The organism is Mycobacterium sp. SMC-14, from assembly GCF_046250075.1.
In the GTDB taxonomy this organism is placed as follows: Bacteria; Actinomycetota; Actinomycetes; order Mycobacteriales; family Mycobacteriaceae; genus Mycobacterium.
On the sequence record NZ_CP176429.1, the window covers coordinates 3,962,558 to 3,987,405 of the forward strand.

At 66.2% G+C, this 24,848-nt stretch carries 25 protein-coding genes and 1 tRNA gene; 15 read left to right on the top strand and 11 right to left on the bottom strand.

Annotation, left to right across the window (positions count from 1 at the left end; all coding sequences use genetic code 11):
• Positions 1 to 127: 127 nt before the first annotated feature.
• On the top strand, positions 128 to 1,900 hold the full coding sequence (locus ACKY0W_RS18865; RefSeq protein ID WP_409435325.1) for a hypothetical protein: 1,773 nt from the start codon (positions 128 to 130) through the stop codon (positions 1,898 to 1,900).
• An 18-nt stretch (positions 1,901 to 1,918) separates the two neighbouring features.
• On the opposite strand, the gene ACKY0W_RS18870 is transcribed toward ACKY0W_RS18865, so the two are convergent.
• The 7 genes from ACKY0W_RS18870 to ACKY0W_RS18900 form a co-directional block, all read right to left on the bottom strand.
• Positions 1,919 to 2,515 carry a hypothetical protein gene (locus ACKY0W_RS18870; RefSeq protein WP_409435326.1) on the bottom strand — a complete coding sequence of 199 codons (597 nt, stop codon included), beginning with the start codon at positions 2,513 to 2,515 and terminating at the stop codon, positions 1,919 to 1,921.
• Positions 2,516 to 2,545: 30 nt separating this feature from the next.
• Positions 2,546 to 3,814, bottom strand: a complete 1,269-nt coding sequence (gene purD, locus ACKY0W_RS18875) for a phosphoribosylamine--glycine ligase (protein WP_409435327.1) — start codon at positions 3,812 to 3,814, stop codon at positions 2,546 to 2,548.
• Between the two features lie 149 nt (positions 3,815 to 3,963).
• Positions 3,964 to 4,839, bottom strand: a complete 876-nt coding sequence (locus ACKY0W_RS18880; protein ID WP_409435328.1) for an SDR family NAD(P)-dependent oxidoreductase — start codon at positions 4,837 to 4,839, stop codon at positions 3,964 to 3,966.
• Positions 4,836 to 5,261, bottom strand: coding sequence for a carboxymuconolactone decarboxylase family protein (locus tag ACKY0W_RS18885; protein WP_065041074.1), 426 nt, complete (start codon positions 5,259 to 5,261; stop codon positions 4,836 to 4,838). The genes ACKY0W_RS18880 and ACKY0W_RS18885 overlap by 4 nt, the downstream gene beginning before the upstream one ends.
• Positions 5,261 to 6,154, bottom strand: a complete 894-nt coding sequence (locus tag ACKY0W_RS18890; protein ID WP_409435329.1) for an NAD(P)-dependent oxidoreductase — start codon at positions 6,152 to 6,154, stop codon at positions 5,261 to 5,263. Before ACKY0W_RS18890 ends, ACKY0W_RS18885 begins: the two co-directional genes overlap by 1 nt.
• Before the next feature lie 47 nt (positions 6,155 to 6,201).
• Complete coding sequence (locus tag ACKY0W_RS18895; RefSeq protein WP_409435330.1) at positions 6,202 to 6,954, bottom strand: SDR family oxidoreductase; 753 nt, start codon at positions 6,952 to 6,954, stop codon at positions 6,202 to 6,204.
• Between the two features lie 31 nt (positions 6,955 to 6,985).
• Positions 6,986 to 8,455 carry an aldehyde dehydrogenase gene (locus ACKY0W_RS18900; RefSeq protein WP_409435331.1) on the bottom strand — a complete coding sequence of 490 codons (1,470 nt, stop codon included), beginning with the start codon at positions 8,453 to 8,455 and terminating at the stop codon, positions 6,986 to 6,988.
• 228 nt (positions 8,456 to 8,683) lie between these two features.
• Between ACKY0W_RS18900 and ACKY0W_RS18905 the strand changes: the two genes are divergently transcribed.
• The 10 genes from ACKY0W_RS18905 (at position 8,684) to ACKY0W_RS18950 (ending at position 18,000) form a co-directional block, all read left to right on the top strand.
• Positions 8,684 to 9,277, top strand: coding sequence for a TetR family transcriptional regulator (locus ACKY0W_RS18905; RefSeq protein WP_409437852.1), 594 nt, complete (start codon positions 8,684 to 8,686; stop codon positions 9,275 to 9,277).
• A complete protein-coding gene (locus tag ACKY0W_RS18910; RefSeq protein WP_409435332.1) occupies positions 9,274 to 10,491 on the top strand; it encodes a cytochrome P450 in 1,218 nt (405 codons plus the stop codon). Before ACKY0W_RS18905 ends, ACKY0W_RS18910 begins: the two co-directional genes overlap by 4 nt.
• Positions 10,492 to 11,319 carry an SDR family oxidoreductase gene (locus tag ACKY0W_RS18915; protein WP_409435333.1) on the top strand — a complete coding sequence of 276 codons (828 nt, stop codon included), beginning with the start codon at positions 10,492 to 10,494 and terminating at the stop codon, positions 11,317 to 11,319.
• A gap of 65 nt (positions 11,320 to 11,384) precedes the next feature.
• The gene (locus tag ACKY0W_RS18920; protein WP_409435334.1) at positions 11,385 to 12,737 is read left to right on the top strand and encodes a cytochrome P450; all 1,353 of its coding nucleotides are present in this window, start codon (positions 11,385 to 11,387) and stop codon (positions 12,735 to 12,737) included.
• A 19-nt stretch (positions 12,738 to 12,756) separates the two neighbouring features.
• The gene (locus tag ACKY0W_RS18925; RefSeq protein WP_406759613.1) at positions 12,757 to 12,966 is read left to right on the top strand and encodes a ferredoxin; all 210 of its coding nucleotides are present in this window, start codon (positions 12,757 to 12,759) and stop codon (positions 12,964 to 12,966) included.
• Positions 12,967 to 12,968: 2 nt separating this feature from the next.
• Positions 12,969 to 13,514, top strand: coding sequence for a nuclear transport factor 2 family protein (locus ACKY0W_RS18930; RefSeq protein WP_409435335.1), 546 nt, complete (start codon positions 12,969 to 12,971; stop codon positions 13,512 to 13,514).
• 26 nt (positions 13,515 to 13,540) lie between these two features.
• The gene (locus ACKY0W_RS18935; protein WP_409435336.1) at positions 13,541 to 14,623 is read left to right on the top strand and encodes a diacylglycerol kinase; all 1,083 of its coding nucleotides are present in this window, start codon (positions 13,541 to 13,543) and stop codon (positions 14,621 to 14,623) included.
• A 44-nt stretch (positions 14,624 to 14,667) separates the two neighbouring features.
• Positions 14,668 to 15,408: a glucose 1-dehydrogenase gene (locus tag ACKY0W_RS18940; RefSeq protein ID WP_409435337.1), complete on the top strand. Its 741-nt coding sequence runs from the start codon at positions 14,668 to 14,670 to the stop codon at positions 15,406 to 15,408.
• 78 nt (positions 15,409 to 15,486) lie between these two features.
• On the top strand, positions 15,487 to 16,728 hold the full coding sequence (locus ACKY0W_RS18945; protein ID WP_409435338.1) for a cytochrome P450: 1,242 nt from the start codon (positions 15,487 to 15,489) through the stop codon (positions 16,726 to 16,728).
• 144 nt (positions 16,729 to 16,872) lie between these two features.
• Positions 16,873 to 18,000, top strand: a complete 1,128-nt coding sequence (locus tag ACKY0W_RS18950; protein ID WP_409435339.1) for an NDMA-dependent alcohol dehydrogenase — start codon at positions 16,873 to 16,875, stop codon at positions 17,998 to 18,000.
• Positions 18,001 to 18,126: 126 nt separating this feature from the next.
• Here the strand turns inward: ACKY0W_RS18950 and ACKY0W_RS18955 are convergent, their stop codons facing one another.
• The gene (locus tag ACKY0W_RS18955) at positions 18,127 to 18,657 is read right to left on the bottom strand and encodes a YceI family protein (RefSeq protein WP_409435340.1); all 531 of its coding nucleotides are present in this window, start codon (positions 18,655 to 18,657) and stop codon (positions 18,127 to 18,129) included.
• A gap of 111 nt (positions 18,658 to 18,768) precedes the next feature.
• Between ACKY0W_RS18955 and ACKY0W_RS18960 the strand changes: the two genes are divergently transcribed.
• A complete protein-coding gene (locus tag ACKY0W_RS18960; RefSeq protein WP_409435341.1) occupies positions 18,769 to 19,173 on the top strand; it encodes an HIT family protein in 405 nt (134 codons plus the stop codon).
• 3 nt (positions 19,174 to 19,176) lie between these two features.
• Here the strand turns inward: ACKY0W_RS18960 and ACKY0W_RS18965 are convergent, their stop codons facing one another.
• Positions 19,177 to 20,640 (bottom strand): sensor histidine kinase, encoded by a 1,464-nt coding sequence (locus ACKY0W_RS18965; RefSeq protein ID WP_409435342.1) that lies wholly within the window; start codon positions 20,638 to 20,640, stop codon positions 19,177 to 19,179.
• Between the two features lie 63 nt (positions 20,641 to 20,703).
• A complete protein-coding gene (locus ACKY0W_RS18970) occupies positions 20,704 to 21,423 on the bottom strand; it encodes a response regulator transcription factor (RefSeq protein WP_406759622.1) in 720 nt (239 codons plus the stop codon).
• A gap of 108 nt (positions 21,424 to 21,531) precedes the next feature.
• Between ACKY0W_RS18970 and ACKY0W_RS18975 the strand changes: the two genes are divergently transcribed.
• From ACKY0W_RS18975 to ACKY0W_RS18985, 3 genes are all read left to right on the top strand, one after another.
• Positions 21,532 to 22,275: a hypothetical protein gene (locus tag ACKY0W_RS18975; RefSeq protein ID WP_409435343.1), complete on the top strand. Its 744-nt coding sequence runs from the start codon at positions 21,532 to 21,534 to the stop codon at positions 22,273 to 22,275.
• Between the two features lie 53 nt (positions 22,276 to 22,328).
• Positions 22,329 to 22,403: transfer RNA gene (locus tag ACKY0W_RS18980), tRNA-Thr, on the top strand.
• A 242-nt stretch (positions 22,404 to 22,645) separates the two neighbouring features.
• The gene (locus tag ACKY0W_RS18985; protein WP_409435344.1) at positions 22,646 to 23,899 is read left to right on the top strand and encodes a hypothetical protein; all 1,254 of its coding nucleotides are present in this window, start codon (positions 22,646 to 22,648) and stop codon (positions 23,897 to 23,899) included.
• A gap of 34 nt (positions 23,900 to 23,933) precedes the next feature.
• On the opposite strand, the gene ACKY0W_RS18990 is transcribed toward ACKY0W_RS18985, so the two are convergent.
• Positions 23,934 to 24,794 carry an alpha/beta fold hydrolase gene (locus tag ACKY0W_RS18990; RefSeq protein ID WP_409435345.1) on the bottom strand — a complete coding sequence of 287 codons (861 nt, stop codon included), beginning with the start codon at positions 24,792 to 24,794 and terminating at the stop codon, positions 23,934 to 23,936.
• Positions 24,795 to 24,848: the final 54 nt, after the last annotated feature.

Genomic DNA, 24,848 nt, shown 5'->3' on the forward strand with positions numbered 1-24,848 from the left:
TGAGCCCGACAAAACCTTGTGTGATGAAGAACACCCGCGGTAGCGTCAAAAAGTACTCACCAGTAACTCAACTGATTCTGGGTCGCACCAAATGCCAGTCCAACCGAACGAATTGGAAGGCCTTGTGATGACAAATCGACGAATTCAGACTGCCGCCGTTGCGGCCACCGCCAGCGGTGGGCTGATCACCGCAGCACTCATGCAGGCCGCGCTGGGCGCTGCTGCGCCCGGTGACAACGCCTTCACCATCGACGGCACCATCTTCGACCCCATCACCTCATCCGGCACCGAGGGCTTCGACCCGGTCGGTCCGCTCAGCTTGGCTCCGCCGCTGTTGGGTCTCGGCGGCGGGTCGGTGAGCCTTGGGCCCACCAGCTTGGACCTCGCCCCGCAGACCTTCGATTTGTACAACGGCACCGAATCGCTCGGCAGCATCAGCACCAACGAAACCGTCGCGAACCTGCTGGGCCTGTCCAACACCGCGTTCACTGTGCTCGACACCACCCCCGCCGACGGGGTCGAGGCCTCGGCGCTACCCGTGAAGGGAACGGTTTACGACGTACTGAACCTGGGCAATGGCTTCTACAACGTCTATGTCGCCACCCCGGGCGCGAACGGCACGGTCACCGACACCCTGGTGACGCCGTTCGGCAACACCGACCTGAGCTCGCTGTTCGCCGATATGAACGCCGCCAACCCGCTACAGCCGGGCGATGCGTTCACCCCGCTGCAGGCCGGTGACAGCAGCATCGGCGCCGACGCCTTCACCATCGGCGGGTTCACGTTCAACCCATTCAGCACCGGGGATGACGGCACGGTGACCGAGGGGTTCACCCCGGTCGACTCTCTCGCCAGCTTGCCGCCCCTGCTGAATCTCGGCGGCGGCCAACTGGTGTTCAGCCTGGGGTATCCCGGAACCCAGCCACAAGCCTTCGCACCCCAGGACTTCGACGTCTACGGAAGCAACGGCAGCGAGCTCGGCAGCGTCAAGACCGCGGTGGACGTGGCGAATCTGCTGGGCATGACCAACACCCAGTTGATCGTCCAAGATGTCACTGCGGCCGACGGCGTGGAGGACTCGCAGCTACCGGTACTGGGATCGGTCTACGACGCCTTGAACCTCGGCGGCGGATGGGTGAATGTCTACACGGCGACGCCGGACGTCACCGTCGACGGCACCGTCACTCCCGGCACCGTCCACGACACCTTGGTCACGCCGTTCGGCAACATGAACCTGGACTCGCTGTTCGGCGGCATCAACGCCGCCAACCCGCTCGACCCGGGTGACGCGTTCACCGGGCTACAGGTCGGCGACAGCAGCCTCGGCGAGGACGCTTTCAGCCTCGGTGGGTACGTCTTCGACCCGACGCTCGGCTTGACCGGCTCGGAAGAGGGTTTCAACATCGTGCCGGCGCTATTCGGTGTTGGGCCGCTGCTGGCCCTCGGCGGTGCCTCGGTCGGCATTGGTGGAGGTGCACCGATCGACTTCGCCCCGCAGGTCTTCACTGTCTACGACGACTCCGGGTCAAGCCCCGCCGACCTCGGGAGCATCACCACCGGCGTGAATGTGTCGAACTTGCTGGGGATGGCCAACACAGAGTTCACCGTGGCGAGCGTCGCCGCTGCCGAAGGGGTGGACGCCTCGCTGCTGCCGGCGGCAGGAACCGTCTACGACGTCCTGAACTTCGGCGGCGGCTGGCAGAACATCTACATCGCCACGCCCGGCGACGATGGCACGGTCACCGACACCCTGGTGACGCCGTTCGGCAACGTCGATCTGAGCTCGTTGTTCGGCATGTTCTCCGCCGCCAACCCACTGGATCCGGGCGACGCCTTCAACGGCCTGGACGACGCCGGCGCCATGTCGGCAATGGACCCGCTGGCCCTGTTCGGGCTCTGAGCGGTAACCCCAACGGGGTTACTGGCAGAGCTTGCCCAGCGCGGTGATGTGCGCATCGAGGTCATGCCCCAGCTGCTCGCGCTCCGTATTCGGTTGCCCGACAAGGTAGCTGAGGTTCAGACGCTCCAGCGCACCGGCCATCTTCTGGGTGGTTTCCACGATGTCTTGCGGCGTCGCGGGGTCCGCTTCGAGCCGGCCACGCAGATATGCCGCACCCGCAGTCAGCGACAACCGAGCGTTGGCCGCCACCGCGAGCTGGGCGATGGGGTTCTCCGGGTCCGGGTTCTTCATGTGCATGTTGTTGGCCACCGCTTGACGAGCAAGCACGACCGCGCCGCACACATCCTTCTTCGCGTCGTTGACCTGCTCACCGCTGAACTTGGTCGAACCACTCGAGGACGAACCACCCGGGTGCCACAGGCCGGCTACCGCCGCACCACCGATGAGCCCGGCGACCAGTCCGACCGCCGCGGCGATCAGCAGGGGGCCGGTGCTCGACTGCGCCGGAGCCGGGGCCGGAAGGGGAGCTGACCGCCGTTTCGCCGCGCCGGCACTTTTCGCCGGGGCATCCTGCGTTTCGGATTCGGTGGACTCCGGTTCAGTTTGGTCAGCCATGCCACCAAGGATAGCGGTAGGCCTATCCGGTCAGATCTGGATCTTCCCCTCGGCGGCAGCCGCGCCGATGTCGCTGCGGAAGTGACTTCCCGGCAAACGAATTGAATCGAGGATCCGATAGGCGTCGGCACGCGCGGCATTGAGGTCGTCTCCGACGCCCACCACCGACAGCACGCGCCCGCCGGAGGACACCACCGCCCCGTCGTCACGGCGCGCGGTACCGGCGTGCAACACCCCGTCGGCCTCGGCGCCCACGATCACGTCACCGACACGCGGCCGGCCGGGATAGTTCTCGGCGGCCAGCACCACGGTCACCGCGGCGGCATCCCGCCAGCGCAACACACCGAACTCGCTCAGTCCGCCGGTGGCGGCGGCATGCAGCAACTGTCCGAGCGGCGACTCCAACAGCGCCAGCACCGCCTGGGTCTCCGGATCGCCGAAGCGGCAATTGAATTCGACCACCGCCGGCCCGGTCGACGTCATCGCCAGACCGGCATACAGCAATCCGGTGAACCGGCTGCCCCGCCGGAGCAGTTCGGCCGCGACGGGTTCGACGACGTCGGTGACGATGCCGGCCGCGGCCTCCCGGGACAGCCACGGCAGCGGGGCGTATGCGCCCATGCCGCCGGTGTTGGGTCCGCTGTCGCCGTCGCCGACCCGCTTGAAGTCCTGCGCCGGCAACAGCGGCACCACGGTGGCGCCGTCGACGACACAGAACAGGGACAGTTCGGGTCCGTCGAGGAAGGATTCCAGCAGCACCGGATGCCCACTGTCGAGCAGCCCGGCAGCGTGCGCCCGGGCCGCTGCCCGATCTGCAGTCACGACGACGCCCTTGCCCGCGGCCAGCCCGTCGTCCTTGACCACCCAGGCCGCCTCCCCGGCATCAGGGCCGAAGCGGGTCAGGACGGCGTCCAGGTCAGCGGGGCTGTCGACGATCTCCGAGCGGGCGGTGCGCACGCCGGCGGCGGCCATCACGTCCTTGGCGAACGCCTTGGAGCCTTCGATGCGAGCGGCGTCCTGCGACGGCCCGAAGCAGGCGATGCCGGCGGCCCGCACCGCATCTGCCACACCCAGGACCAGCGGCACCTCCGGCCCGATCACCACGAGGTCGGCCTCGACGTCGCGGGCCAAGGCGGTGACGGCCGACGCCGAGGTGATGTCGATGTCTCGTTGCTCGGCCACCGCCGCGGTACCGGCGTTACCGGGGGCGATCACCACGTGGTCGACCTTGGGGTCGTTGCGAAGGGCTAGAAGTAACGCATGTTCCCGGGCGCCGGAACCGATCACCAGGACGCGCATGGGCGCTACTCCTCTCTGAGTTCGCCTCGCATGGTCATCGGTGAGGCGCGAGACAAAGGATATCGAAGGCAAGAGCCCGCCCGCGGTGCGTGCGGACTGTTCGCGCCACAGTCGGGCCTACTGGCAATACGGGCATCGCTTCCGTCGTGTCAGCGGCTCGCCACCATGGCGTGCAGTTCGTCGACGGTCCAGGGCGAAAAGCGCTGGTGATCGCGGTATCCGAGTACCGCGGGGACCGGCCGATCGAAACGGCCCAGGAAACCACCCGATGCCAGGAACACCGATCCGCTCACCCCGGCAGACAGGTCACTGGCCAGGTAGGCGTACAGCGGGGCGACGTAGTCGGCGGGGGCCGGATCCAACGAAGCCCGCATGCTGATCTCATCCAACAGGCCCCTGGCGTTCAGGTCGCGGATGTGTTTCTCGTAGTCATCGCCGGTGGACAACCGTGTCTTCGCGCCCGGGCAGACGACGTTCGCCCGCACCCCGTAAGGCGCAAGCTCCGCGGCCACCGCCACGGTCAGGCCGTTGATCGCACCCTTGCCGGCGGGATATCCGGTGCCGCCGTAATCGCCCAGAAATGCCACCGAGCCGCTGTTGACGATCGAGCCGCGGCGCTGCTCGGCCATGACCGGCGCGGCCGCCCGGCAGGTCTGAAAAGCCGTGCCCAAGTGTGCGTCGAGCAGATCCTGGAATTGCTCGGTGGACACCGACAGGATCGAGGAGCCGGGGGGTTCGGCAACGCCGGCGCAGTTGATCAGCACGTCGACGCTGCCGTATTCCTCCCGACAGGCGTGGACCAGCGCCACGGCGGTCGCCTCGACATGGGCCGCACCGGCCAGGCCGACGGCCCGCCCACCCGATGCGGTGATCGCTTCGGTTGTTTCGTCCACCGCCTCTGGGTCCCGGCCGTTCACCACCACTCCGGCACCGCAGCCCGCCAGCAGCTCCGCCACCGCTCGGCCGATGCCACGGCTGCCGCCGACCACGACGGCGCCCCGCGCGGCGAGCAGGGACTCGGTCACTCGCCCTTCTGCTTATCCAGCACGGCTGCGACGTTGGCCTTCTTGTCCTCACCCTTGCCCTCGGCGGCGGCCTTGTTGCGCTTGGCGATCACCTTCTCCACCACGGCGTTCAGCCCGGATCCGCGGGGGAAGCCGACGTAGTGGGTGATGAAGATGGCCATCTCGCGCAGCTCGTCCTCAGTCAGCTCGCCGTTGTGCAGGGCGGCGTTGACCTGGATCTCGGCCAGGTCCTTCTCCCCCACCGCGGTGACCACCGTCAGCGTCATCAGGCGCTTGTCGCGCATGGAAAGCCCGGGCCGACTCCAGATTCGACCGAACAGGTGGTCGGCGGTCAGCGCGAAGTACTCGCCGGGCATGTCGGGCATGTCCCAGGCGTAGACCTCGTTCATCTTGGCAAGCCCGGTACGGCGCAGTTCGTCCATCAGATCTCTCCCGGTTCTTGAAAAGCGGAGTCCTCGGTGTGCGGCACGCCCAGACCGGCGGCGAGTTCGGCGAGCGCCACCTGGGCGAGCGGCAGGTCGACTCCGGTGGCCTGTCCCAATCCCAGTGCGAGGTGCAGATCTTTCTCGCCGAGTCCGCGGGTGTGGGTGAAGGCGTTGTACAGGAAGTGGTCCGCCGGCAGTGGTGTGGTCGAGTCCAGCAGCATGATCGCGCCGGGGCCGCCGGTGAGCGCATCGGTGTGGCGCACCACCCGGCCCAGCGCCTGCAGATCGAGTCCGGCCGCTTCGGCCAGCTTCATGGCTTCGCCGGCCGCAGCGTACGCGGTGAACGTCAACATGTTGCGCGCCAGCTTCATTCGGGTTCCAGCCCCAGGCTTCCCGGCGTGGATCACCAACGACGCCCACTGCTTGAACGCCGGCTTGATCTGGTCGTAGACCGCGCGATCGGCACCGACCATGGTTGCCAGCTGACCCTTTTCGGCCGCGCCCGCACCACCGCTGACCGGTGCGTCGACGACGTGAATGCCCTGAGGCTTGAGTTCCTCGGCCAGCTCAGCGGCCGTGGTATCGGCGATCGTCGAGTGGATTGCGATGACGGTGCCCGGCTTCACCGTGGGCACCAGTTCGGCGACCACCTGTCGGACCTGGGCGTCGTCGAGCACCGTGATGCTGATGATGTCGGCGTTCGCGCCCACCTCGGCAACACTGCCGGCGACACTGGCTCCGGCCTCGGCCAGCGGTGTCATCGCCTCGGTCCGCAGGTCGAATATCGTTACGCCACCCGGCCATTCCACCAAACGCTTGGCCATCGGCGCACCCATATTGCCGAGGCCGATGTAACCGAGGCGGGGCTGTTCTTCCGGGGCTACAGTCATAAGTTCCGATTCCTCCTCATCGCTTCGCTCTGCGTCGTCACCGGTGGCTATGACCGGATGATCTGTCCGCCGTCGACGTTGAAGATCTGGCCGGTGATCCACGACGCCTGATCCGACAACAGGAACAGACACATCGGGACGAGATCCTCCGGCGTGCCCATCCGAGCGAGCGGCAGCTGCTGCACCATCTGCTTCACGATCGCTTGCGGGGTGGTGACCCGGTTGGCCTCGGTGTCGATCGGGCCGGGCGCGATCGCGTTGATCCGGATGTTGCGCCAGCCCAGTTCACGGGAGAGCTGCTGGGTCAGGCCGTTGACCCCGACCTTGGCCAGGCCGTAGAAGTTCGAGTACACCCATGCCGCGGTGGAGGACTGGTTGACGATGGCGCCGCCGCCGCGCTGAGCCATGTGCTCGTAGACCGCTCGCGTGCAGATCAGCGCACCGTCCAGATTCACCCGCATGAAGTTCTCGTAGTAGTCCCACGGCACGGTCAGCAGGCCATCGAGCTTCATCCCGCCGAAGATCGCGGCGTTGTTGACCAGATAGTCGATTCCGCCGAACTCCGCCACGGCCGCATCCGCCATGGCCTGCGCCGACTCCAGGTCCGAGACGTCGACGCGCACCGCGATGGCCTTGCCGCCGTCGGCGACGATCTGGTCGGCCACGGTCTTCGCGCCGTCGACGTTGATGTCGGCGACCACCACCGCGGCGCCCTCGGCGGCGAGAGCTTGGGCGTAGGCCTGCCCGATCCCGCCACCGGAGCCGGTGACGATAGCCACCTTGTCGTCGAATTGACCCATCAGCTTGTTCTCCTTGATCCGGTGATTGTCGTTAGTTCGCTGCTGTCGCAATGGCTTTGATTTCGAGGTATTCCTCGAACCCGGCGACGCCCATCTCGCGGCCATTGCCGGACTGCTTGTACCCGCCGAACGGCATATCCGCGGAGTACCAGACCCCGCCGTTGACGTTGACGGTGCCGGCCCGCAGTCGGGCGGCCACCCCTGCCGCCCGCTGCGCATCGGCGCCGTAGACGGTGGCGGACAACCCGTAGGGCGAGTCGTTCGCGATGCGCACCGCGTCGTCGTCGCCGTCGTGCGGGATCACGGTGAGCACGGGGCCGAAGATCTCCTCGCGGGCCACCCGCGCCTCGTTGGTCAGCCCGGCGATCACGGTGGGTTCGATGAAAAAGCCGGCGGGCTGGTCCGCTGGGCGACCGCCACCGCAGGCGAAGCTCCCGCCCTCGGTGATCGCCAGATCCAGGTAGCTCTGCACCCGGTCACGCTGGCGAGCCGAGATCACCGGGCCGCAGATGGTGCCGGGCTTCGAGGGGTCGCCGGCCTTGATCGAGCCCATGGTGCCGGCCGCGATAGCGACCGCCTCGTCGTAGCGGGCCCGGGGCACCACCAGTCGCGTGGTGATCGCGCAGCCCTGCCCGGCGTGCAGGCAGACCGAGAATCCCGCGACCGAGCAGGCGGCGGCCAGGTCGGCGTCGTCGAGTACCAGGAAGGCGGACTTGCCACCCAGCTCCAGGAACACCTTCTTGATGGTGGCGGCGGCATCCGCCATCACACTGCGGCCGGTGGCGGTCGAGCCGGTGAACGAAACCAGGTCCACCCGTGGGTCTTTGGCGAGTGTGGCGCCCAACGCGTGGTCGGTCGAGGTGACGATGTTGACCACGCCCGGCGGAATGTCGGTCTTCTCCGCGATCAGCTCGCCGAGCACCGCGGCGACCCACGGCGTGTCGGGGGCGGGCTTGAGCACGACGGTGTTGCCGGCGGCCAGCGCCGGGCCCAGCTTGGCCAGGTTGATCTGGTGCGGGAAGTTCCACGGGGTGATGGCGCCGACGACGCCCACCGCCTCCCGCACCACCGAGCGTCGAGTGGGGATGCCCATCGGCGAGGCCTGACCGAGATCCTGTGTCCACTCGTAGTTTTCGGCGGTGTCCGCGGCGAAACTGAGGTCGTTGATCGGCCCTTCCAACTGCGCGCCGGCGGTCAGCATCCGGGGCGCGCCCACGTCGGCGATGGTCAGATCGCGAAGCTCCTCGACATGCTCGAGCATCGCGTCGCGCAACTGACGTACACAGCGCACCCGCAGTGCGGTGTTGGTCGACCAGTCCGTCTCGTCGAACGCCCGGCGCGCCGCACCGATCGCGCGGTCCATGTCGGCGGCGTCGGCATTGGCCGCCTCACCGAGCACCTCCTCGGTGGCCGGGTTGACGGTGGCGAAGCCGCCGGCTCCGCCCGAGGTCAGCTTGCCGTCGATAAGCAGCCGGCTCACGCCGTCAGCCAGTAGCGCCATCGTCTCACTCCCGCAGCTTGGTCGCAGGCCCCCGTGAAGAAACACTGCGAAAATGGACACATGTCCGTTATCACCGGCTCGAACCCTAGACCCAGAGTTGGCGCCCCCGCAACCCTCTGAGCCTGAAACCCTTGTTTCCCAGGGGACTTGCCTAACAAATCTACCTTCAGCTACGTTGGACACGTGTCCAGCGAATCGGTGGCGGCAGTCACATCGACGAACGCTGCCTTGGCTGACCCCGCAACTGCGGGTGCCACGCCCGCAACCCGCAATCGGCGCCAGGAGGAGACCTTCCGCAAGGTGCTGAGCGCCGGCGTCGAGATGCTGCGGGAGAAGTCCTATGCAGACCTGACCGTCCGCGCGGTCGCGGCCCGCGCCAAGGTCGCCCCGGCCACCGCTTACACCTATTTCTCCTCCAAGAATCATCTGATCGCCGAGGTGTATCTGGACCTGGTTCGTCAGGTCCCGTACTTCACCGACGTCAACGAGCCGATGCCGAGTCGGGTCAACCAGGCGCTGCGGCACCTGGCACTGGTGGTCGCCGACGAACCCGAAGTCGCGGCGGCCTGCACGGCAGCGCTGCTCAGCGGCAACAGCGACCCAGCGGTCCGCACGGTGCGCGATCGGATCGGCGCGGAGATCCACCGCCGTATCACCTCGGCGTTCGGCCCGGACGCGGATGCCCGGAAGGTCTCCGCCCTGGAGATGACCTTCTTCGGCGCTCTGGTCAACGCCGGCAGCGGCGCCTTCACCTACCACCAGATCACCGATCGGCTGGCCTACGTCGTCAGCCTGATCCTCGAATCAGGAGCACCACGATGAGCTTGCAGACGGCACCACCCGTCCTCAACCCGTACGACTACGACTTCCACGAGGACCCGTTCCCCTACTATCGGCGCCTGCGCGACGAGGCCCCGGTGTATCGCAACGAAGAGCTCGACTTCTGGGCGATCTCGCGCCACCAGGATGTGCTGCACGGGTTCCGTAACAGCGAAGCGCTCTCCAATCGGGACGGGGTTTCCCTGGACCCGGTCTCCCGCGGTCCCCATGCCCAGCTGGTGATGTCGTTTTTGGCGATGGACGATCCGCAGCACCTGCGACTGCGCACCCTGGTGTCCAGGGGCTTCACCCCGCGCCGGATCCGCGAGCTCGAACCGCAGGTGATTCGGCTGGCGCGTCAGCATCTGGACAACGCGATCCAGCCCGGCTCCGATGGCACCTGCTCGTTCGACTTCATCAACGATTTCGCCGGCAAGCTGCCGATGGACGTCATCTCCGAGTTGATGGGTGTGCCGGAGGCCGATCGAGCACGCATCCGGGAGCTCGCCGACGGGGTGCTGCACCGCGAAGACGGGGTGACCGACGTCCCGCAGTCGGCGATCCAGGCATCGATGGATCTGATGACCTACTACAACGAGATGATCGCCGATTTCAAGAAAAATCCGGCCGACAACCTCACCTCAGCGCTGCTGGAGACCGAGGTCGACGGCGACCGGCTTGGCGACCAGGAGATCCTGGCGTTCCTGTTCCTGATGGTGATCGCCGGCAATGAGACCACCACCAAGCTGCTGGGCAGTTCCATCTACTGGGGCCACCGCAACCGTGACCAGCTGACGCCGCTCTACGCCGACCGCTCGCTGATACCGCTGTGGGTCGAGGAGACACTGCGCTACGACACGCCCAGCCAGATCCTGGCGCGCACCGTCGCCCAGGACTACACGCTGCACGGCACCACCATTCCCGCCGACTCGGTGGTGTTGCTGTTGCCCGGTTCCGGAAACCGTGACGAGCGGGTCTTCGACGACCCCGACGCCTTCCGGATCGGCCGCGACATCGGCTCCAAGCTGCTCAGTTTCGGCAGCGGCGCCCACTTCTGCCTCGGCGCACACCTGGCCCGGATGGAGGCCCGGGTGGCGCTCGACGAACTTTTCAGTCGAATCAGCGACTACCAGGTCGATGAGGCCAAGGCCGTGCGGGTGCATTCATCCAACGTGCGCGGCTTCGCCGACCTCCCGATCACCGTCAAGGAGGCATAAATGCCACGTTTCGACCCATCCCCCGAGCGGCGGCCCGCCATCGTCACGGGTGCATCCTCGGGCATCGGCGCCGCCACCGCAGAAGAGTTGGCGGGCCGCGGATTCCCGGTAGCCTTGGGCGCCAGGCGTGTGGATAGGCTCGCCGATCTGGTCGCCAAGATCCGCGACAATGGCGGTGAGGCGGTGGCGTTCCCACTCGATGTAACCGACGCTGACTCTGTCAAATCGTTTGTGGCGCAAAGTATCGACGCACTGGGAGAGATCGAGCTATTGGTCTCCGGCGCAGGCGACATGTTCCCCGGGCGCATCCACGAGCTGCCCACCGAGGCGTTCAACGACCAAATTCAAGTACACCTGATCGGTGCCAACCGGTTGGCCACCGCGGTTCTACCGGACATGGTCGCCCGCCAGCGCGGCGACGTGATCTTCGTCGGATCCGATGTCGCGTTGCAGCAGCGTCCGCACATGGGCGCCTACGGCGCCGCCAAAGCTGCGCTGGTCGCGATGGTGCACAACCTGCGGATGGAGTTGGAGGGCACCGGGGTACGCGCTTCCATCGTCCACCCCGGCCCGACCCTGACCGAGATGGGCTGGAAGCTATCGGCCGAACAGGTGGGGCCGATGCTGGAGGACTGGGCCAAGTGGGGTCAGGCCCGGCACAGCTATTTCCTGCGCCCGCAAGATTTGGCTCGCGCCATCGCGTTTGTCGCCGAAACTCCGCGCGGCGCACACATCGTCGACATGGAGGTGCAGCCCGAGGCCCCGCTGCGCGACACCGCCTCCGATCGCCAGAACCTGCAACTGGGTGAGGAAGGAATGCCGTCATGACCCGCGATATCGACGATGCCGCCAGCGGAGCTCGCGTAGCTGGCGGAGAAGGAGTGGCACCAACGGTGCTAGCGACTGAGGTTCCCCGGGTCTCCGGGGGCGAGGCCGAACACGGCCACCTCGAAGAGTTCCGCACCGATCCGATCGCGTTGATGCAGCGCGTGCGCGATGAATGCGGCGACGTCGGCTGGTTCGACCTGGCCGGCCGCAAGGTCGTGCTGCTGACCGGCGCCGAAGCCAACGAGTTCTTCTTCCGTTCCACCGACGACGAGCTCGACCAGGCCGCGGCCTACCCGTTCATGACTCCGATCTTCGGCAACGGCGTGGTGTTCGACGCCCCGCCGGAGCGGCGCGCGGAGATGTTGCACAACACCGCACTTCGCGGCGAGCACATGAAGCGCCATGCCAGCACCATCGAGCATGAAGTGCGCCAGATGATCGCCGACTGGGGCGACGAAGGCGAGATCGACCTGCTGGAGTTCTTCGCCGAGCTGACCATCTACACCTCGACGGCGTGCCTGATCGGGCGAAAGTTCCGTGAAGAACTCGACAACCGGTTCGCCCAGCTCTACTACGAACTGGAGAACGGCACCGACCCGCTGTGCTACGTCGACCCGTACCTGCCGATCGAAAGCTTCCGTCGCCGTGACGAGGCCCGAGTCAAGCTGGTCGAACTGGTGCAGGGCATCATGAACGGCCGGCTGGCCAACCCGGAGTCCGACAAGAAGCGTCGGGACATGATCGACGTCATGGTGTCGATCCCGGACGAGAACGGCAACCCGCGGTTCTCTGCCGACGAAATCACCGGGATCATTATCTCGATGATGTTCGCCGGGCATCACACCAGCTCGGGAACCAGCGCGTGGACGCTGATCGAGATGCTGCGCCACCCGCAGGCCCATGCCGCGGTGATCTCCGAACTCGACGAGCTCTACGCCGACGGTGGCGAGGTGAGTTTCCATGCGCTGCGCCAGATCCCGAACCTGGAGAACGTGCTCAAAGAGACCCTGCGCATGCATCCGCCGCTGATCATTCTGATGCGGGTCGCCAAGGGTGAATTCGAGGTCTGTGGCTACCCGATCCACGAAGGCGACATGGTGGCGGCTTCGCCGGCGGTCTCCAACCGGATACCGGAGAACTTCCCCGAGCCCAATGACTTCGTGCCGGAGCGCTACAACGAACCGCGCGAGGAAGACGTCATCCACCGCTGGACGTGGATCCCGTTCGGGGCTGGTCGGCACCGGTGCGTGGGGGCGGCGTTCGCCACCATGCAGATCAAGGCGATCTTCTCGGTTCTGCTGCGCGAGTATGAGTTCGAGATGTCGCAGCCTCCGGAGACCTACCGCAACGACCATTCCAAGATGGTGGTGCAACTGGCTCGCCCCGCCAAGGTGCGCTACCGCCGGCGCAACAAGTAGAGGCCGAGGGAGCGTTGAAATGGGTAGCTACACAGTGAAGGTGGACCTGGACTTGTGTCAGGGCCACGCCATGTGCGAACTGGAGGCGCCCGACTACTTCCAGGTGCCCAAGCACGGCAAGGTCGAAATCCTCGACTCCGAACCACCAGACGAAGACCGCCGCCAGATCCAGGCAGCCGTGCGGTCCTGCCCCACCCGAGCGTTGTCCATCGAAGAGAAACAGGATTGAACATGGCGTCTTTTTCCCGCGAACAACTCGATGACTGGGTCGAGCGTTGGCTGCAGGTCAACCGCGACGCTGAAGCGGCCGGTGACTGGCGGCCGCTGGCCGACTTCTACTCCGATGACGCCACCTACGGCTGGAACATCGGTCCCAAAGAGGACGTCATGTGCGTCGGGATCGACGAGATCCGCGACATCGCCCTGGGTCTGGAGATGGAGGGGCTGGACAACTGGCAGTACCCCTACCAAAAGGTGCTCATCGATGAGAAGCAGGGCGAGATCGTCGGCTTCTGGAAGCAGGTCGCGACAGACGCCGACGGTGCCGAGTCGGAGATCTACGGCATCGGCGGCAGCTGGTTTCGCCTCAACGCGGACGCGAAGATCGAATGGCAGCGTGACTTCTTCGACTTCGGTCACGTCCAGAAGCTCTACCTGGACCTGATGACCGCCGGCAAGCTCTCGGCCGGAATGCAGAAGCGCATCGAGCGCAGCCTGGCCGGCGAGAAGCTCCCCGGCTACTACCCGCTGGGAACAGCTCCGGTTCCACTCTGGTAGAACACAACTCACTTCCAGGAGAACTCGTGGCCATACGCGTCGCCCTGATCGGCACCGGCAACGCCGGGCGCATCGCCCTGCGCGGACTGATCACCAATCCCGCCTACGAGCTCACCGGAGTGTGGGTCTCGACAGCAGCCAAGGTGGGCCAAGATGCCGGCGAGCTCGCCGGTCTCGACGTCCACACCGGCATCGCCGCCACCGACGACTTCGAGGCGATCATCGGCGCCAAGCCCGAGGCCGCGGTCTACTGCGCGATGGGTGATACCCGGTTGCCCGACGCGCTCAAGGACGTCTGTCGGCTGCTGGCCGTCGGCATCAATGTCATCGGGACCGCCCCGGGGGTGCTGCAGTATCCCTGGGGCGTCATCCCGGACAAGTTCATCGCGCCTATCGAAGACGCAGCCCGGCAGGGCAATTCGAGCGTCTACGTCAATGGTGTCGACCCCGGATTCATCACCGATCTGGTGCCGCTGGCCTTCGCCAGCACATGCCAGAACATTGAGCAGATCCGTTGCCTGGAGATCGCCGACTACGCGACCTACGACGGCGCCGAAGTCATGTTCGATGTGATGGGCTTCGGCAATTCGCTCGACAACGTGCCGATGCTGCTGCAGCCCGGGATCTTGAGCATCGCGTGGGGCGCCACGATCCGCGAGCTGGCCGCCGGACTGGGCGTGACCCTGGACGCCATCACTGACTCATCGGAGCGCGAGCCGGCGCCCGAGGCCTTCGACATCGCCGCCGGCCATATCCCCAAAGGCGGTGTCGCCGCACTCAAATTCGAGATCAACGGCATCGTCGACAGCAAACCCTTGATCGTGGTCGAGCACGTAACCCGGCTGCGCAGCGACCTGCGACCGGACTGGGCGCAGCCGGCTCAGCCGGGCGGCTCCTATCGGGTGGAGATCACCGGTGAGCCGTCCTACAGCGTCGACATCTGCCCGACCAGCCGGCACGGCGATCACAACTACGCCGCGATCGCCGTCGGCGTTGGCCGGGTGGTCAACGCGATTCCCGCCGTCGTCGCGGCACCTGCCGGGATCGTCACCACCCTCGACCTGCCGGTAGCCGGCGCACCCGCCGTCATCGCGACAGCCACCGACTGAAGACACCGACGACAACCAACACCAGACCGAAAGGCGGAATGCACATGGGGCGTGTAGACGGCAAGGTAGCTCTGATCAGCGGGGGTGCGCGCGGTATGGGCGCGGCCGATGCCCGGATGCTGGTCGGCGAGGGCGCCAAAGTGGTCATCGGCGACGTGCTGGACGAAGAGGGCGCAGCACTCGCGGCTGAGCTGGGTGACGCCGCGCGGTATGTGCATCTCGACGTCCGGGACCCCGAGCAGTGGGCTGCCGCGGTGAGCGTCGCGGTCGACACGTTTGGGAAGCTGAACGTGTTGGTCAACAACGCCGGGACCGTCGCGCTCGGGCCACTGCGCAAATTCGATCTGGACCAGTGGCACAACGTCATTGACGTGAACCTCAACGGCACATTCCTGGGCATGCGTGCGTCCATCGATTCGATGATCGCCGCCGGCGGCGGGTCCATCATCAATGTGTCCTCGATCGAGGGTCTGCGCGGCGCGCCGATGGTGCACCCGTACGTGGCCTCGAAATGGGCGGTGCGTGGACTGACCAAGTCCGCCGCTCTCGAGCTGGCCCGCCACAACATCCGGGTCAACTCGCTGCATCCCGGCTTCATCCGCACCCCGATGACCGAGCACCTGCCCGAGGACATGGTGACGATCCCGCTGGGACGGCCCGGTACGTCCGACGAAGTCGCCACCTTCGTGCTGTTCTTGGCCAGCGACGAGTCCTCCTACGCCACGGGTTCGGAGTTCGTCATGGACGGCGGTCTGGTCACCGATGTTCCGCACAAAAATGGTTGACACCCGGTCATACACCTAGCCATCATGTGTATGCCCGGGCGAGGTTAGCGCTCCAGTGACAAACCAAAGGTGTTCGTCTTGACATCAACGCAATCAGCTTGTCCGTTCGGTTCTGGTTTCGACTTCACCGATCCGGACGTCCTACTCCACGGCATGCCGATCACCGAGTTCGCCGAACTGCGCAAGACAGCGCCGATCTGGTGGAACGAACAGGCCGCACACAGCAACATCTTCGATGACGGCGGCTACTGGGTCATCAGCAAACACCAACACATCAAAGAGATCTCGCGCGACAACGACGTGTGGTCGACCAATGCCAAGGGCGCGGTCATGCGCCTGCCCGACGGCATCACCGCCGACCAGTTGGATCTGACCAAGGCGTTGTTGATCAACCACGACCCGCCCGAGCACACCCGGCTGCGCAAGCTGGTGTCGCGACTGTTCACGCCCCGCTCCGTGGGTGCGCTGGAGGAGAAGCTGGCCCAGTCGGCCCGCGAGATCGTCGCCGCGGCGGCCGAGAAGGACAGCGGCAATTTCGTCGACGACATCGCGATGCGACTGCCGCTGTTGGCGATCGCCGATCTGCTCGGGGTTCCCGAGGCCGATCGGGAGAAGCTGTTTCACTGGACCAACTCGATCATGAACACCGATGACCCGGATTTCGATTCCGATCCGGCGATGGCCAACGCCGAGTTGATGGGCTACGCCTACACCATGGCCGAGGAGCGGCGGCGCTGTCCGGCCGACGACATCGTCACCCGATTGGTCCAGGCCGACATCGACGGCGAATCCCTCGGCGAGACCGAGTTCGCGTTCTTCGTCATCCTGCTGGCGGTGGCGGGCAACGAGACCACCCGCAACGCCATGACGCACGGCATCAACGCGTTCGCCGAAAACCCCGATCAGTGGGAGCTCTACAAGCGGCAACGGCCCGAGACCGCCGTCGACGAGATCGTGCGCTGGGCGACCCCGGTGCACTGCTTCCAGCGCACCGCGAAAATCGACACCGAGCTCGGCGGGGTGGCCATCGGCAAAGGGCAGCGGGTCGGACTGTTCTACAGCTCGGCAAACTACGACGAAGAGGTCTTCGACCGGCCGTTCAGTTTCGACATCCTGCGCGATCCCAACCCGCACCTGGCGTTCGGCGGGCAGGGCACCCACTACTGCATCGGTGCCAACTTGGCCCGGATGGAGATCCGGCTGATCTTCGACGAAATCGCCAACCAGCTCCCGGATATCGCGAAGGTGGCCGAGCCGCAGCGACTGCGTTCCGGCTGGATCAACGGCGTCAAGGATCTGCAGGTCGCCTACCACGGCTAGGCCGTCGGCAGCGCGACTCGGCGGTGCGGGCCCAGGGGTTTGAAGGGGTTCGAACGAACCTTCCCGCCGCCCCGTAGTCGGTTATAGGCTCCGAGCAGGGGACTGCCGGACGTCGGAGAAATTCAAAAGGAAAGCAGGTTCGCGGTGAAGACAAAGGGTGCGTTGCTCTGGGAGTTCAACAAGCCGTGGTCGGTCGAGGAGATCGAGATCGGTGACCCCCAGAAAGACGAGGTCAAGATTCAGATGGAGGCGGCCGGTATGTGCCACTCCGACCACCACCTGATGACTGGCAGCATCCCCATGGCCGGCTTCCCGGTCCTCGGTGGACACGAGGGCGCCGGCATCGTCACCGAGGTCGGCCCGGGGGTGGAAGACATCGCCCCCGGCGACCACGTGGTGCTGTCCTTCATCCCGTCGTGTGGCATGTGTCCGACCTGTCAGTCCGGACTGCGCAACCTGTGCGACCTGGGCGCCGGGCTGCTCAATGGCGTGGCGGTCAGCGACGGCACCTTCCGCGTCACCGCTCGCGGCGAGGGTGTCTACCCGATGACACTGCTGGGCACTTTCTCGCCGTGGATGGTGGTGCACAAGTCCTCGGTGGTGAAGATCGACCCGTCGATTCCGTTCGAGGTGGCCTGCCTGGTGGGCTGCGGTGTCACCACGGGCTACGGCTCGGCCGTCCGCAGCGCCGACATCCGCCCGGGTGAAGACGTCGCGATCGTCGGCGTCGGCGGGGTGGGCATGTCAGCACTGCAGGGCGCGGTCAACGCCGGTGCCCGCAACATCTTCGTCATCGACCCGGTGGACTGGAAGCGCGACCAGGCGCTGAAGTTCGGCGCCACCCACGTCTACCCCGACATCTTCGCCGCGATGGGCGGCATGATGGAGGTCACCGCCGGCCTGATGGCCCGCAAGGTGATCGTCACCGTCGGCGAGGTACACGGCGCCGACGTCGACAACTACATGATCTTGACCGCCAAGGGCGGCACCTGCGTGCTCACCGCGATGGGTTCCATGCTGGACAACCAGGTCACGCTCAACCTGGCGATGCTGACGTTGTTGCAGAAGAACCTGCAAGGCACCATCTTCGGCGGCGGAAACCCGCAGTACGACATCCCGCAGCTGCTGTCGATGTACAAGGTCGGCAAGCTGAACCTGGACGACATGGTGACCCGCCAGTACAAGCTGGAGCAGATCAACGAGGGCTACCAGGACATGCTGGACGGCAAGAACATTCGCGGCATCATCCGCTACACCGACGCCGACCGCTAGCGTGGCGGAGCCGGGCGCAGCGGGTCGGCGTTAAGACTCCGCCGACCGCTAACCCACCAGTTGACTCTGCGCTGAGGGCGAAGAAGTGCGAGAAGCACCCGCCCTCAGCGCAGAGTCAACGAGGAACTAAGCGGGTCGAAAGACCAGGCTGGCCCTGAGCCTGGTCCGGTTGCCGACCATGCCCAGAAAGTTCCCTTCCACCGCGAACTGCTTGCGGGTGACGGTCGTCTCGGTGGTCAGCCGTACCCCGCCGTCTTCGATCGGGGTCACCTCGACTTTCAGCGGCAACGGCCCGGTGATGCCCTTGACGGTCAGTTCGGCCTCCAGCCGAGCGACATCTCCTCCGGCCGGCTCCCCACCGGTGACCACGACGGTGATGTCGGGGTAGTGGTCGGTGTTGAAGAAGTTCGATCGGCGCAGATCGTGGTCGCGGGTGCCCAGTCCGGTGTTGATCGAGGCGGCCTTGATATCGACCCTGCCCGACACCGTCTTGTCGTTCTTGATCTCGCCGCTGCCGCTGAATTCGGTAAACGCGCCGCGGACCTTCAGCGCGCCCCACATGGTTCCGTTCTCGAATCGGATGCTTGATTGCCCGGGATCCAGATTCCAGTTTCCCACTGCCTTAGGACTGCTGAGAAATGTTGCGACAGATGACATCTCATCTCCTCCGCCTCCGGCGTGGCAAGCCCGCACGATGGGTATCAGCTCGTCCTCGATAATACGCAGCAGCGGCCGTTTAATCTGGCACTCGGCGCATATGCTGATCCCATGACCACCGTGTTCACCAAAATCATCAACCGGGAGCTGCCGGGTCGATTCGTCTACGAGGACGACGACGTCGTCGCCTTCTTGACCATCGAGCCGATGACCCAGGGCCACACCCTGGTCGTGCCCCGAACCGAGATCGACCAGTGGCAAGACATCGACGGCGCCGCCTTCGCCCAGGTTATGGCGGTGGCGCAGAAGATCGGCAAAGCGGTGTGCCGAGCGTTCGACACCGAGCGGGCCGGCATGATCATCGCCGGCCTAGAGGTTCCCCACCTGCACGTCCACGTCTTCCCGACCCGCAGCCTGTCCGACTTCGGTTTCGCTGGCGTAGATCGCAACCCTTCAGCGGAATCACTCGACGAAGCGCAGGCCAAGATCAAGGCCGCACTGGCCGAACTGGCCTGAGAATCAGACGATCTCAGCGGGCAACTCGGCCGAGCGGGCCGCGGTGTCGGCAAGACGCGGTAGCGAGACGCGGAACGTGCAGCCCTGGCCCGGCGGCGAACTGACGGTCACCGAGCCGTGGTGCGCCCGGGTCAGCGAGTCGACGATCGACAGCCCCAATCCGGTGCCGCCGCTGGCCCGCGCCCGCGAGGAGTCGGTCCGGAAGAACCGTTCGAAGACCCGCTCCACGTCCTGCTCGCTCATCCCGGGCCCCTGGTCGACGACCTCGAGGATGGCGTCATCGCCCTCGGTGCCGACCCGCACGGTGATCGCCGTCCCATCGGGGGTGTGCTGCAGCGCGTTGGAGACCAGGTTGCTCAGCACCTGCCGCAGCCGCGCTTCGTCGCCGAGCACCTCCGGAGTTCCTGGGCCGTCGAACACCTCGAGCTCCACGGCCCGATTCGGTGCGATGGCCCGCGCGTCGTGCACAGCGTCGGTGGCCAACACCAACAGGTCGACCCAGTGCCGCTCCAGCGGACGCTGCGCGTCGGTTCTGGCCAGCAGCAGCAGGTCCTCGACGAGCAGCCCCATCCGGCGCGCTTCACTTTCGATGCGCGACATCAACAACTCCACATCGCGGGCAGCCCCCTGCCGATACAGCTCGGCAAAGCCGCGAATCGTGGTCAGCGGAGTGCGCAGTTCGTGGCTGGCATCGGTGATGAACCGCCGCATCCGCTCCTCGGAGATCCGCGCGCTCTCCGCCGAGTCCGCTGAGGAGGCCACTGCCTCTTGGATCTGCGCCAGCATGCCGTTGAGCGCCAATGTGAGCCGTCCGACTTCGGTACGCGGATCACGTTCGGGTACACGACTGCCCAACTGACCGGCAGCGATAGCCGCCGCGGTCCGTTCGACCTCGGCGAGCGGCCGCAAGCTGCGATTGACCACCAGATACCCGGCGGCGCCCAGCACCAGCAGCACCGCTACGTCGATCGCCACCCGCGACCAGGCCAGGTAGCGCAACGTGGCCCGGGGATCGGACAGATCCCGGGCGACGGTGATCAGTCTGCCGTTCTCGCCGTGCACCGACAACGCCCGCCACTGCACACCCGACCCGTCCACGGAGCCGATCGTGATCGGCACCGATCCCACGTCGTTGTCCGGCGGCAGCAAAGGCTCTGCGTTCTGGTCATTGACGACGGTCCAGATGCTGCCGTCGGGATCGACGTCGCGGACGTAGAAGCTCGTCGGCGGCCGGCCGGGACTGGGGTCCTCCCCCTCCCTCGACGGCAGCCGCCCGCGCTGTTCCAGCGCCCAGCCGTGGGCGGCGTCGATGAGCGTGGCGTCGATCCTGCTGATCAGCCGATGCCGCAGGATCGTGTTCACGGCGTACCCCTGCGCCAGCAACCCGATGGCCACCATGGCCAGGGTGGCAGCGACCAGGCTGACTTTCAGCGGCAAGATGTCCCGAAGGGGTTTGACCGTCCCCATAAATTTCGACCTACAACTCGTTTCCGGCCTTCACGGGCCGCCGTCGTTCGTCGCGGCTCGCGTTCATCGCGGCTCGCGCAGCACATAACCGACTCCGCGCAGCGTGTGCAGCAGACGCTTCTCGCCGGTGTCGATCTTGCGCCGCAGGTAGGAGACATAGGACTCCACTACGTTGACGTCGCCGCCGAAGTCATAGCGCCAGACGTGGTCGAGGATCTTCGGCTTGCTCAGCACCGTGCCGGCGTTGATCACGAAGTACCGCAGCAGCGTGAACTCGGTGGGTGACAACGACACCGGTTGGCCGGACTTCCACACTTCGTGGGTGTCCTCGTCGAGTTCGATGTCGGCGAACGCCAGCCGCGAGTTGCGCGGTTCCTGGGCACCCTTGCCCGCCCGGCGCAGGATGACCCGTAGCCGCGCCACCACCTCCTCCAGGCTGAACGGCTTGGTCACGTAGTCGTCGCCGCCGAGGGTCAGCCCGGTGATCTTGTCCTGCAGCGAGTCGCGGGCGGTCAAGAACAGCGCCGGGGCGTCGATGCCGTCGGCACGTAGCCGGCGCAGTACCCCGAATCCGTCCATGCCCGGCATCATCACGTCAAGGATCACCGCGTCCGGCCGGACCTCGCGCGCGCGGTCCAGCGCCGCCGGTCCGCTGGAAGCGGTGTAGACCTCGAAACCCTGGAATTTGAGGCTGACCGACAGCAGTTCCACGATGTTCGTCTCGTCATCGACGACCAGAACGCGGGCCTCCGGTGCAGCGTCATGCGCGGCTGTTGCTCCCATAGCGTCAATTCCCTCGCGGTCCGGTGAAAACCACCTGGATATCGGCTGCATGTTTACTGTCAATCAAACTAGCCGATGCCCGCTCCGAATGCCCCCTAGACTGGCCTGGTGAGCCTGGTCAAGCAGCTGATTGCCGTGTCCACCGCCCCGGCGCGCATCGGCCTGTCGATCGCAGACGCCGGTCTGGGCGTGGCCACGACGGCGCTCGGACTGGCTCGCCAGGCCCTCGGCGACGCCGGAAAGCAGGGGTCGAACAGCTCGATGGCACACATGCTGGGCCTGGACGACACCATTGCCCGGGCCAACCGGCTGGCCAAATTGATGGACGACGACGCACCCCTGGGACGTGCATTGGCGCCGGGTGGGCCGGCCGACCGGCTGCTGGCACCGGGCGGCCTGGTGGACCAGCTGACCGGGCCAGGCGGAGTCATCGACCGGCTCACCGCCGAGGGTGGCGGGCTGCAGCGGGCCTTACAGCCCGGCGGCCTGGTGGATCAACTGACCGACGAAGACGGGCTGATCGAACGACTGCTGGCCGAAGACGGCCTGGCCGACCGGCTGCTGTCCGAGGGCGGACTGATCGACAAGCTGACCGCCCGCAACGGACCCCTGGAGCAGCTCGCCGGTGTCGCCGACACCCTGAGCCGACTCGCTCCCGGGATGGAGGCTCTGGAGCCGGCGATCGAGACCTTGCAGGAGGCGGTGATCGCGCTGACCATGGTGGTCAATCCGCTGAGCAACATCGCCGAGCGGATTCCGTTGCTGCCGCGCCGATCCAGCCGCCGCTCGTCGACCCGGACGGTGCGCTCCCAACGGGTGATCGACCAGGACCCGACCGATCCGCAGAGCTGAACCCGCTGCGCAGTTGGGGGCGGCCCGCCGCTTAAACTGGCAGCGCTAGACCCGCCTCCTTAGCTCAGTGGTAGAGCAGCGCTCTTGTAAAGCGCAGGTCGTCAGTTCAATCCTGACAGGGGGCTCCAGAACGCAGACGGAGCTCGTCGGTCCACCCTAGGCCCGCGCGGCGGCAACCCCCGGATACCGCAATCAGCCGGCATTGCGTGGTCGGTTCTGCCCCACATCGGACGCTGGTACAGCAAACACGCGGACCACCCACGAGGTGGGCGCCGGGAATCCCGGTTCACGTTTCCTGCGCTTTTTCTTACGAAAACCCGTATAGGGTCTCAGGTTGTAGTCAGTTCATTCGACTTGGGGGAGAACAACTATGCAGCTCACGCGGAATCCGTTTATCACCGGCAGCCTCACGGTTACCAGCGCCGCCCTCGTCGCCGTCGCACCCGCGGCGCCTCAACTGCCGGCCCTCCAGAACCGGGCGGTCGAACTCACCGCGGTCGCCGCGTCCGCTGCGGACGCCACCAACTTGGGCTTCATCGTCATCGACGACGGCACCGTCGGCCTGTTCCCCCTCGGCCCGATGGCCGACATGTTCGGCCTCGGGCACGTGACGCTGGCGCAGATCGTCAACTTCCTGGGCCTGGGCGACGACCAACTGAGCACCCTGCTTCCCGGCCTGGTCGACGGGTTGGGCCTGGGCCACACCACGGTGGGGACGCTGGTCGGTGGTCTCGGACTCGCCGATGTCGGGCTGGCCGGCCTGCTCAACGGACTGGTCGACGGGCTCGGCCTGGACGATGTCACGCTGGGCAGCCTGGTCGACGGCCTGGGCCTGGGCGGCCAGAACGTCGGAGCCCTGGCCCTTGGCCTGGTCGACGGGCTGGGCCTGAGCGGCGTCACCCTGGACCAGTTGGTGACCGGCCTGGGCTTCGGCGACATGGAGATGAAAGACCTGGCGCCCATCCTGACCGCCCTGGGCGCCGCCGTGCCGGGCCTGAACGACGTCACGTTCGGTGACGTGGTGAACGGGCTGGGCATGAGCAACGTTCAACTCAGCACGATCCTCACCGACCTCGGCGGGAATGCCATCTTCCTCAACACCTTGCTGGAGTGGGTCGGGGTGATCCCGGGCCTCAACAACATCACCACGCTGGGCGGGCTGCTGGAGGTCGCCGGACTCAGCGACGCCGCCATCTTCCCCGGCCTGGCAACTCTGCTGACCGACCCGGCCGCCGGTATCGGCAGCATCGATCTCAGCAGCGCACTCGACGTCCTGGGCCTGGATGGCGCCACCCTCGGCCAGCTGCTGCCCACGCTCCCGCTGAACATGTCGGTCGAGAGCCTGCTGGGCGGGCTGGGCCTGGACAACACCACCCTGGGCGACCTGCTGGGCTCCGGCCTGATTCCGTTGGGTGCCACGGTGGGCGGCATGCTCGATTCCCTCGGCCTCTCGAGCACCACCCTGGACGCCCTGATCGCCGGACTGAACGGTTCAGGGCTGAGCCTGCTCAACGACAGCCTGAACGATCTGCTCACCAACGTCGGCGCCGATGACGCAACCATCGACGACCTGCTCAACGGGCTCGGCCTCTACGACCACGCCCTGTTCAGCTTCAGCTTCTAAAGACCGGCTGCCCCGGGGGGCTGGATTACCCGCGTCAGTCGCGCGTCAGGTACTCCAGCACCACGCGGGTGAAGGCGTCCTTGGCCTCGATCATGGTCCAGTGCCCGCAGTTGGGGAACACGTGCACCTCGGCGTCGGGGATGGTCCGCATCGGGATCAGCGCCATGTCCAGCGGGCTGACCCGGTCGTCTCGGCCCCAGGTGACCAGCGTCGGTGTCTTGAGCCGGTGCATCATCGCCCACGGCAGCGGGCCCTTGGACGCCTGCATCATCTTCACCATGTTGGTGAAGGCTTCCTTGCCGTACATCCGCCGGGCGCTGGCCAAGGTGTCGGGGTCGGTGGCCAGTGCCCACCGCTCCTCGATGAGTTCGTCGGTGACCACCGACGGGTCGTAGACCATCGAGTGCAGCCACCGCACCAGCGCGTCGCGGCTCGGGTTGTCGACGAAGTCCTGCAGCAACCGGATGCCCTCGGCCGGTCCCGGACTGAGCAGGTTGGTGCCGATGCCACCGATGGTCACCAGCTTGCTCACCTTGTCGGGGTTGCCGATCGCATAGCCGATCCCGACGCCGCCGCCCATCGAGTTGCCCACGATGCTGAACTTGTCCAGGCCGAGGGCTTCAACGAACGCCGGCACCGCACCGAACGCGGTCACCATAGGATGCCCACCGAAGTCGTCGCTGACCCCGAACCCGGGGAACTCCAGCACCAGACAGCGGAAGTGCTCGGCGAACGCGGGCAGCAGGCCACGGTAGTTGCGCCAACCGGTCACGCCCGGACCGGAGCCGTGCAGCATCAGCAGCGTCGGCCCGTCCCCGGCTTCGTGGTAGCGCAGCACCCCTTGCTCGGTGGTGACCTCGCGCAGGGTCTCGTCGTGGCTCAGCTCGGCCGGCATGTGTCTCCTCAAAGATCCCGAAACTCTTTAGACACGCTAACGCCGGACGTTGCC

Coding starts and splice junctions, on each gene's coding strand:
- ACKY0W_RS18915 (WP_409435333.1), top strand. CDS start 10,492: ATGCCACGTTTCGACCCATCCCCCGAGCGGCGGCCCGCCATCGTCACG.
- ACKY0W_RS18955 (WP_409435340.1), bottom strand. CDS start 18,657: ATGTCATCTGTCGCAACATTTCTCAGCAGTCCTAAGGCAGTGGGAAAC.
- ACKY0W_RS18930 (WP_409435335.1), top strand. CDS start 12,969: ATGGCGTCTTTTTCCCGCGAACAACTCGATGACTGGGTCGAGCGTTGG.
- ACKY0W_RS18990 (WP_409435345.1), bottom strand. CDS start 24,794: ATGCCGGCCGAGCTGAGCCACGACGAGACCCTGCGCGAGGTCACCACC.
- ACKY0W_RS18970 (WP_406759622.1), bottom strand. CDS start 21,423: ATGGGAGCAACAGCCGCGCATGACGCTGCACCGGAGGCCCGCGTTCTG.
- ACKY0W_RS18885 (WP_065041074.1), bottom strand. CDS start 5,261: ATGGACGAACTGCGCCGTACCGGGCTTGCCAAGATGAACGAGGTCTAC.
- ACKY0W_RS18965 (WP_409435342.1), bottom strand. CDS start 20,640: ATGGGGACGGTCAAACCCCTTCGGGACATCTTGCCGCTGAAAGTCAGC.
- ACKY0W_RS18960 (WP_409435341.1), top strand. CDS start 18,769: ATGACCACCGTGTTCACCAAAATCATCAACCGGGAGCTGCCGGGTCGA.
- ACKY0W_RS18900 (WP_409435331.1), bottom strand. CDS start 8,455: ATGGCGCTACTGGCTGACGGCGTGAGCCGGCTGCTTATCGACGGCAAG.
- ACKY0W_RS18925 (WP_406759613.1), top strand. CDS start 12,757: ATGGGTAGCTACACAGTGAAGGTGGACCTGGACTTGTGTCAGGGCCAC.
- ACKY0W_RS18865 (WP_409435325.1), top strand. CDS start 128: ATGACAAATCGACGAATTCAGACTGCCGCCGTTGCGGCCACCGCCAGC.
- ACKY0W_RS18890 (WP_409435329.1), bottom strand. CDS start 6,154: ATGACTGTAGCCCCGGAAGAACAGCCCCGCCTCGGTTACATCGGCCTC.
- purD (WP_409435327.1), bottom strand. CDS start 3,814: ATGCGCGTCCTGGTGATCGGTTCCGGCGCCCGGGAACATGCGTTACTT.
- ACKY0W_RS18940 (WP_409435337.1), top strand. CDS start 14,668: ATGGGGCGTGTAGACGGCAAGGTAGCTCTGATCAGCGGGGGTGCGCGC.
- ACKY0W_RS18985 (WP_409435344.1), top strand. CDS start 22,646: ATGCAGCTCACGCGGAATCCGTTTATCACCGGCAGCCTCACGGTTACC.
- ACKY0W_RS18870 (WP_409435326.1), bottom strand. CDS start 2,515: ATGGCTGACCAAACTGAACCGGAGTCCACCGAATCCGAAACGCAGGAT.
- ACKY0W_RS18910 (WP_409435332.1), top strand. CDS start 9,274: ATGAGCTTGCAGACGGCACCACCCGTCCTCAACCCGTACGACTACGAC.
- ACKY0W_RS18895 (WP_409435330.1), bottom strand. CDS start 6,954: ATGGGTCAATTCGACGACAAGGTGGCTATCGTCACCGGCTCCGGTGGC.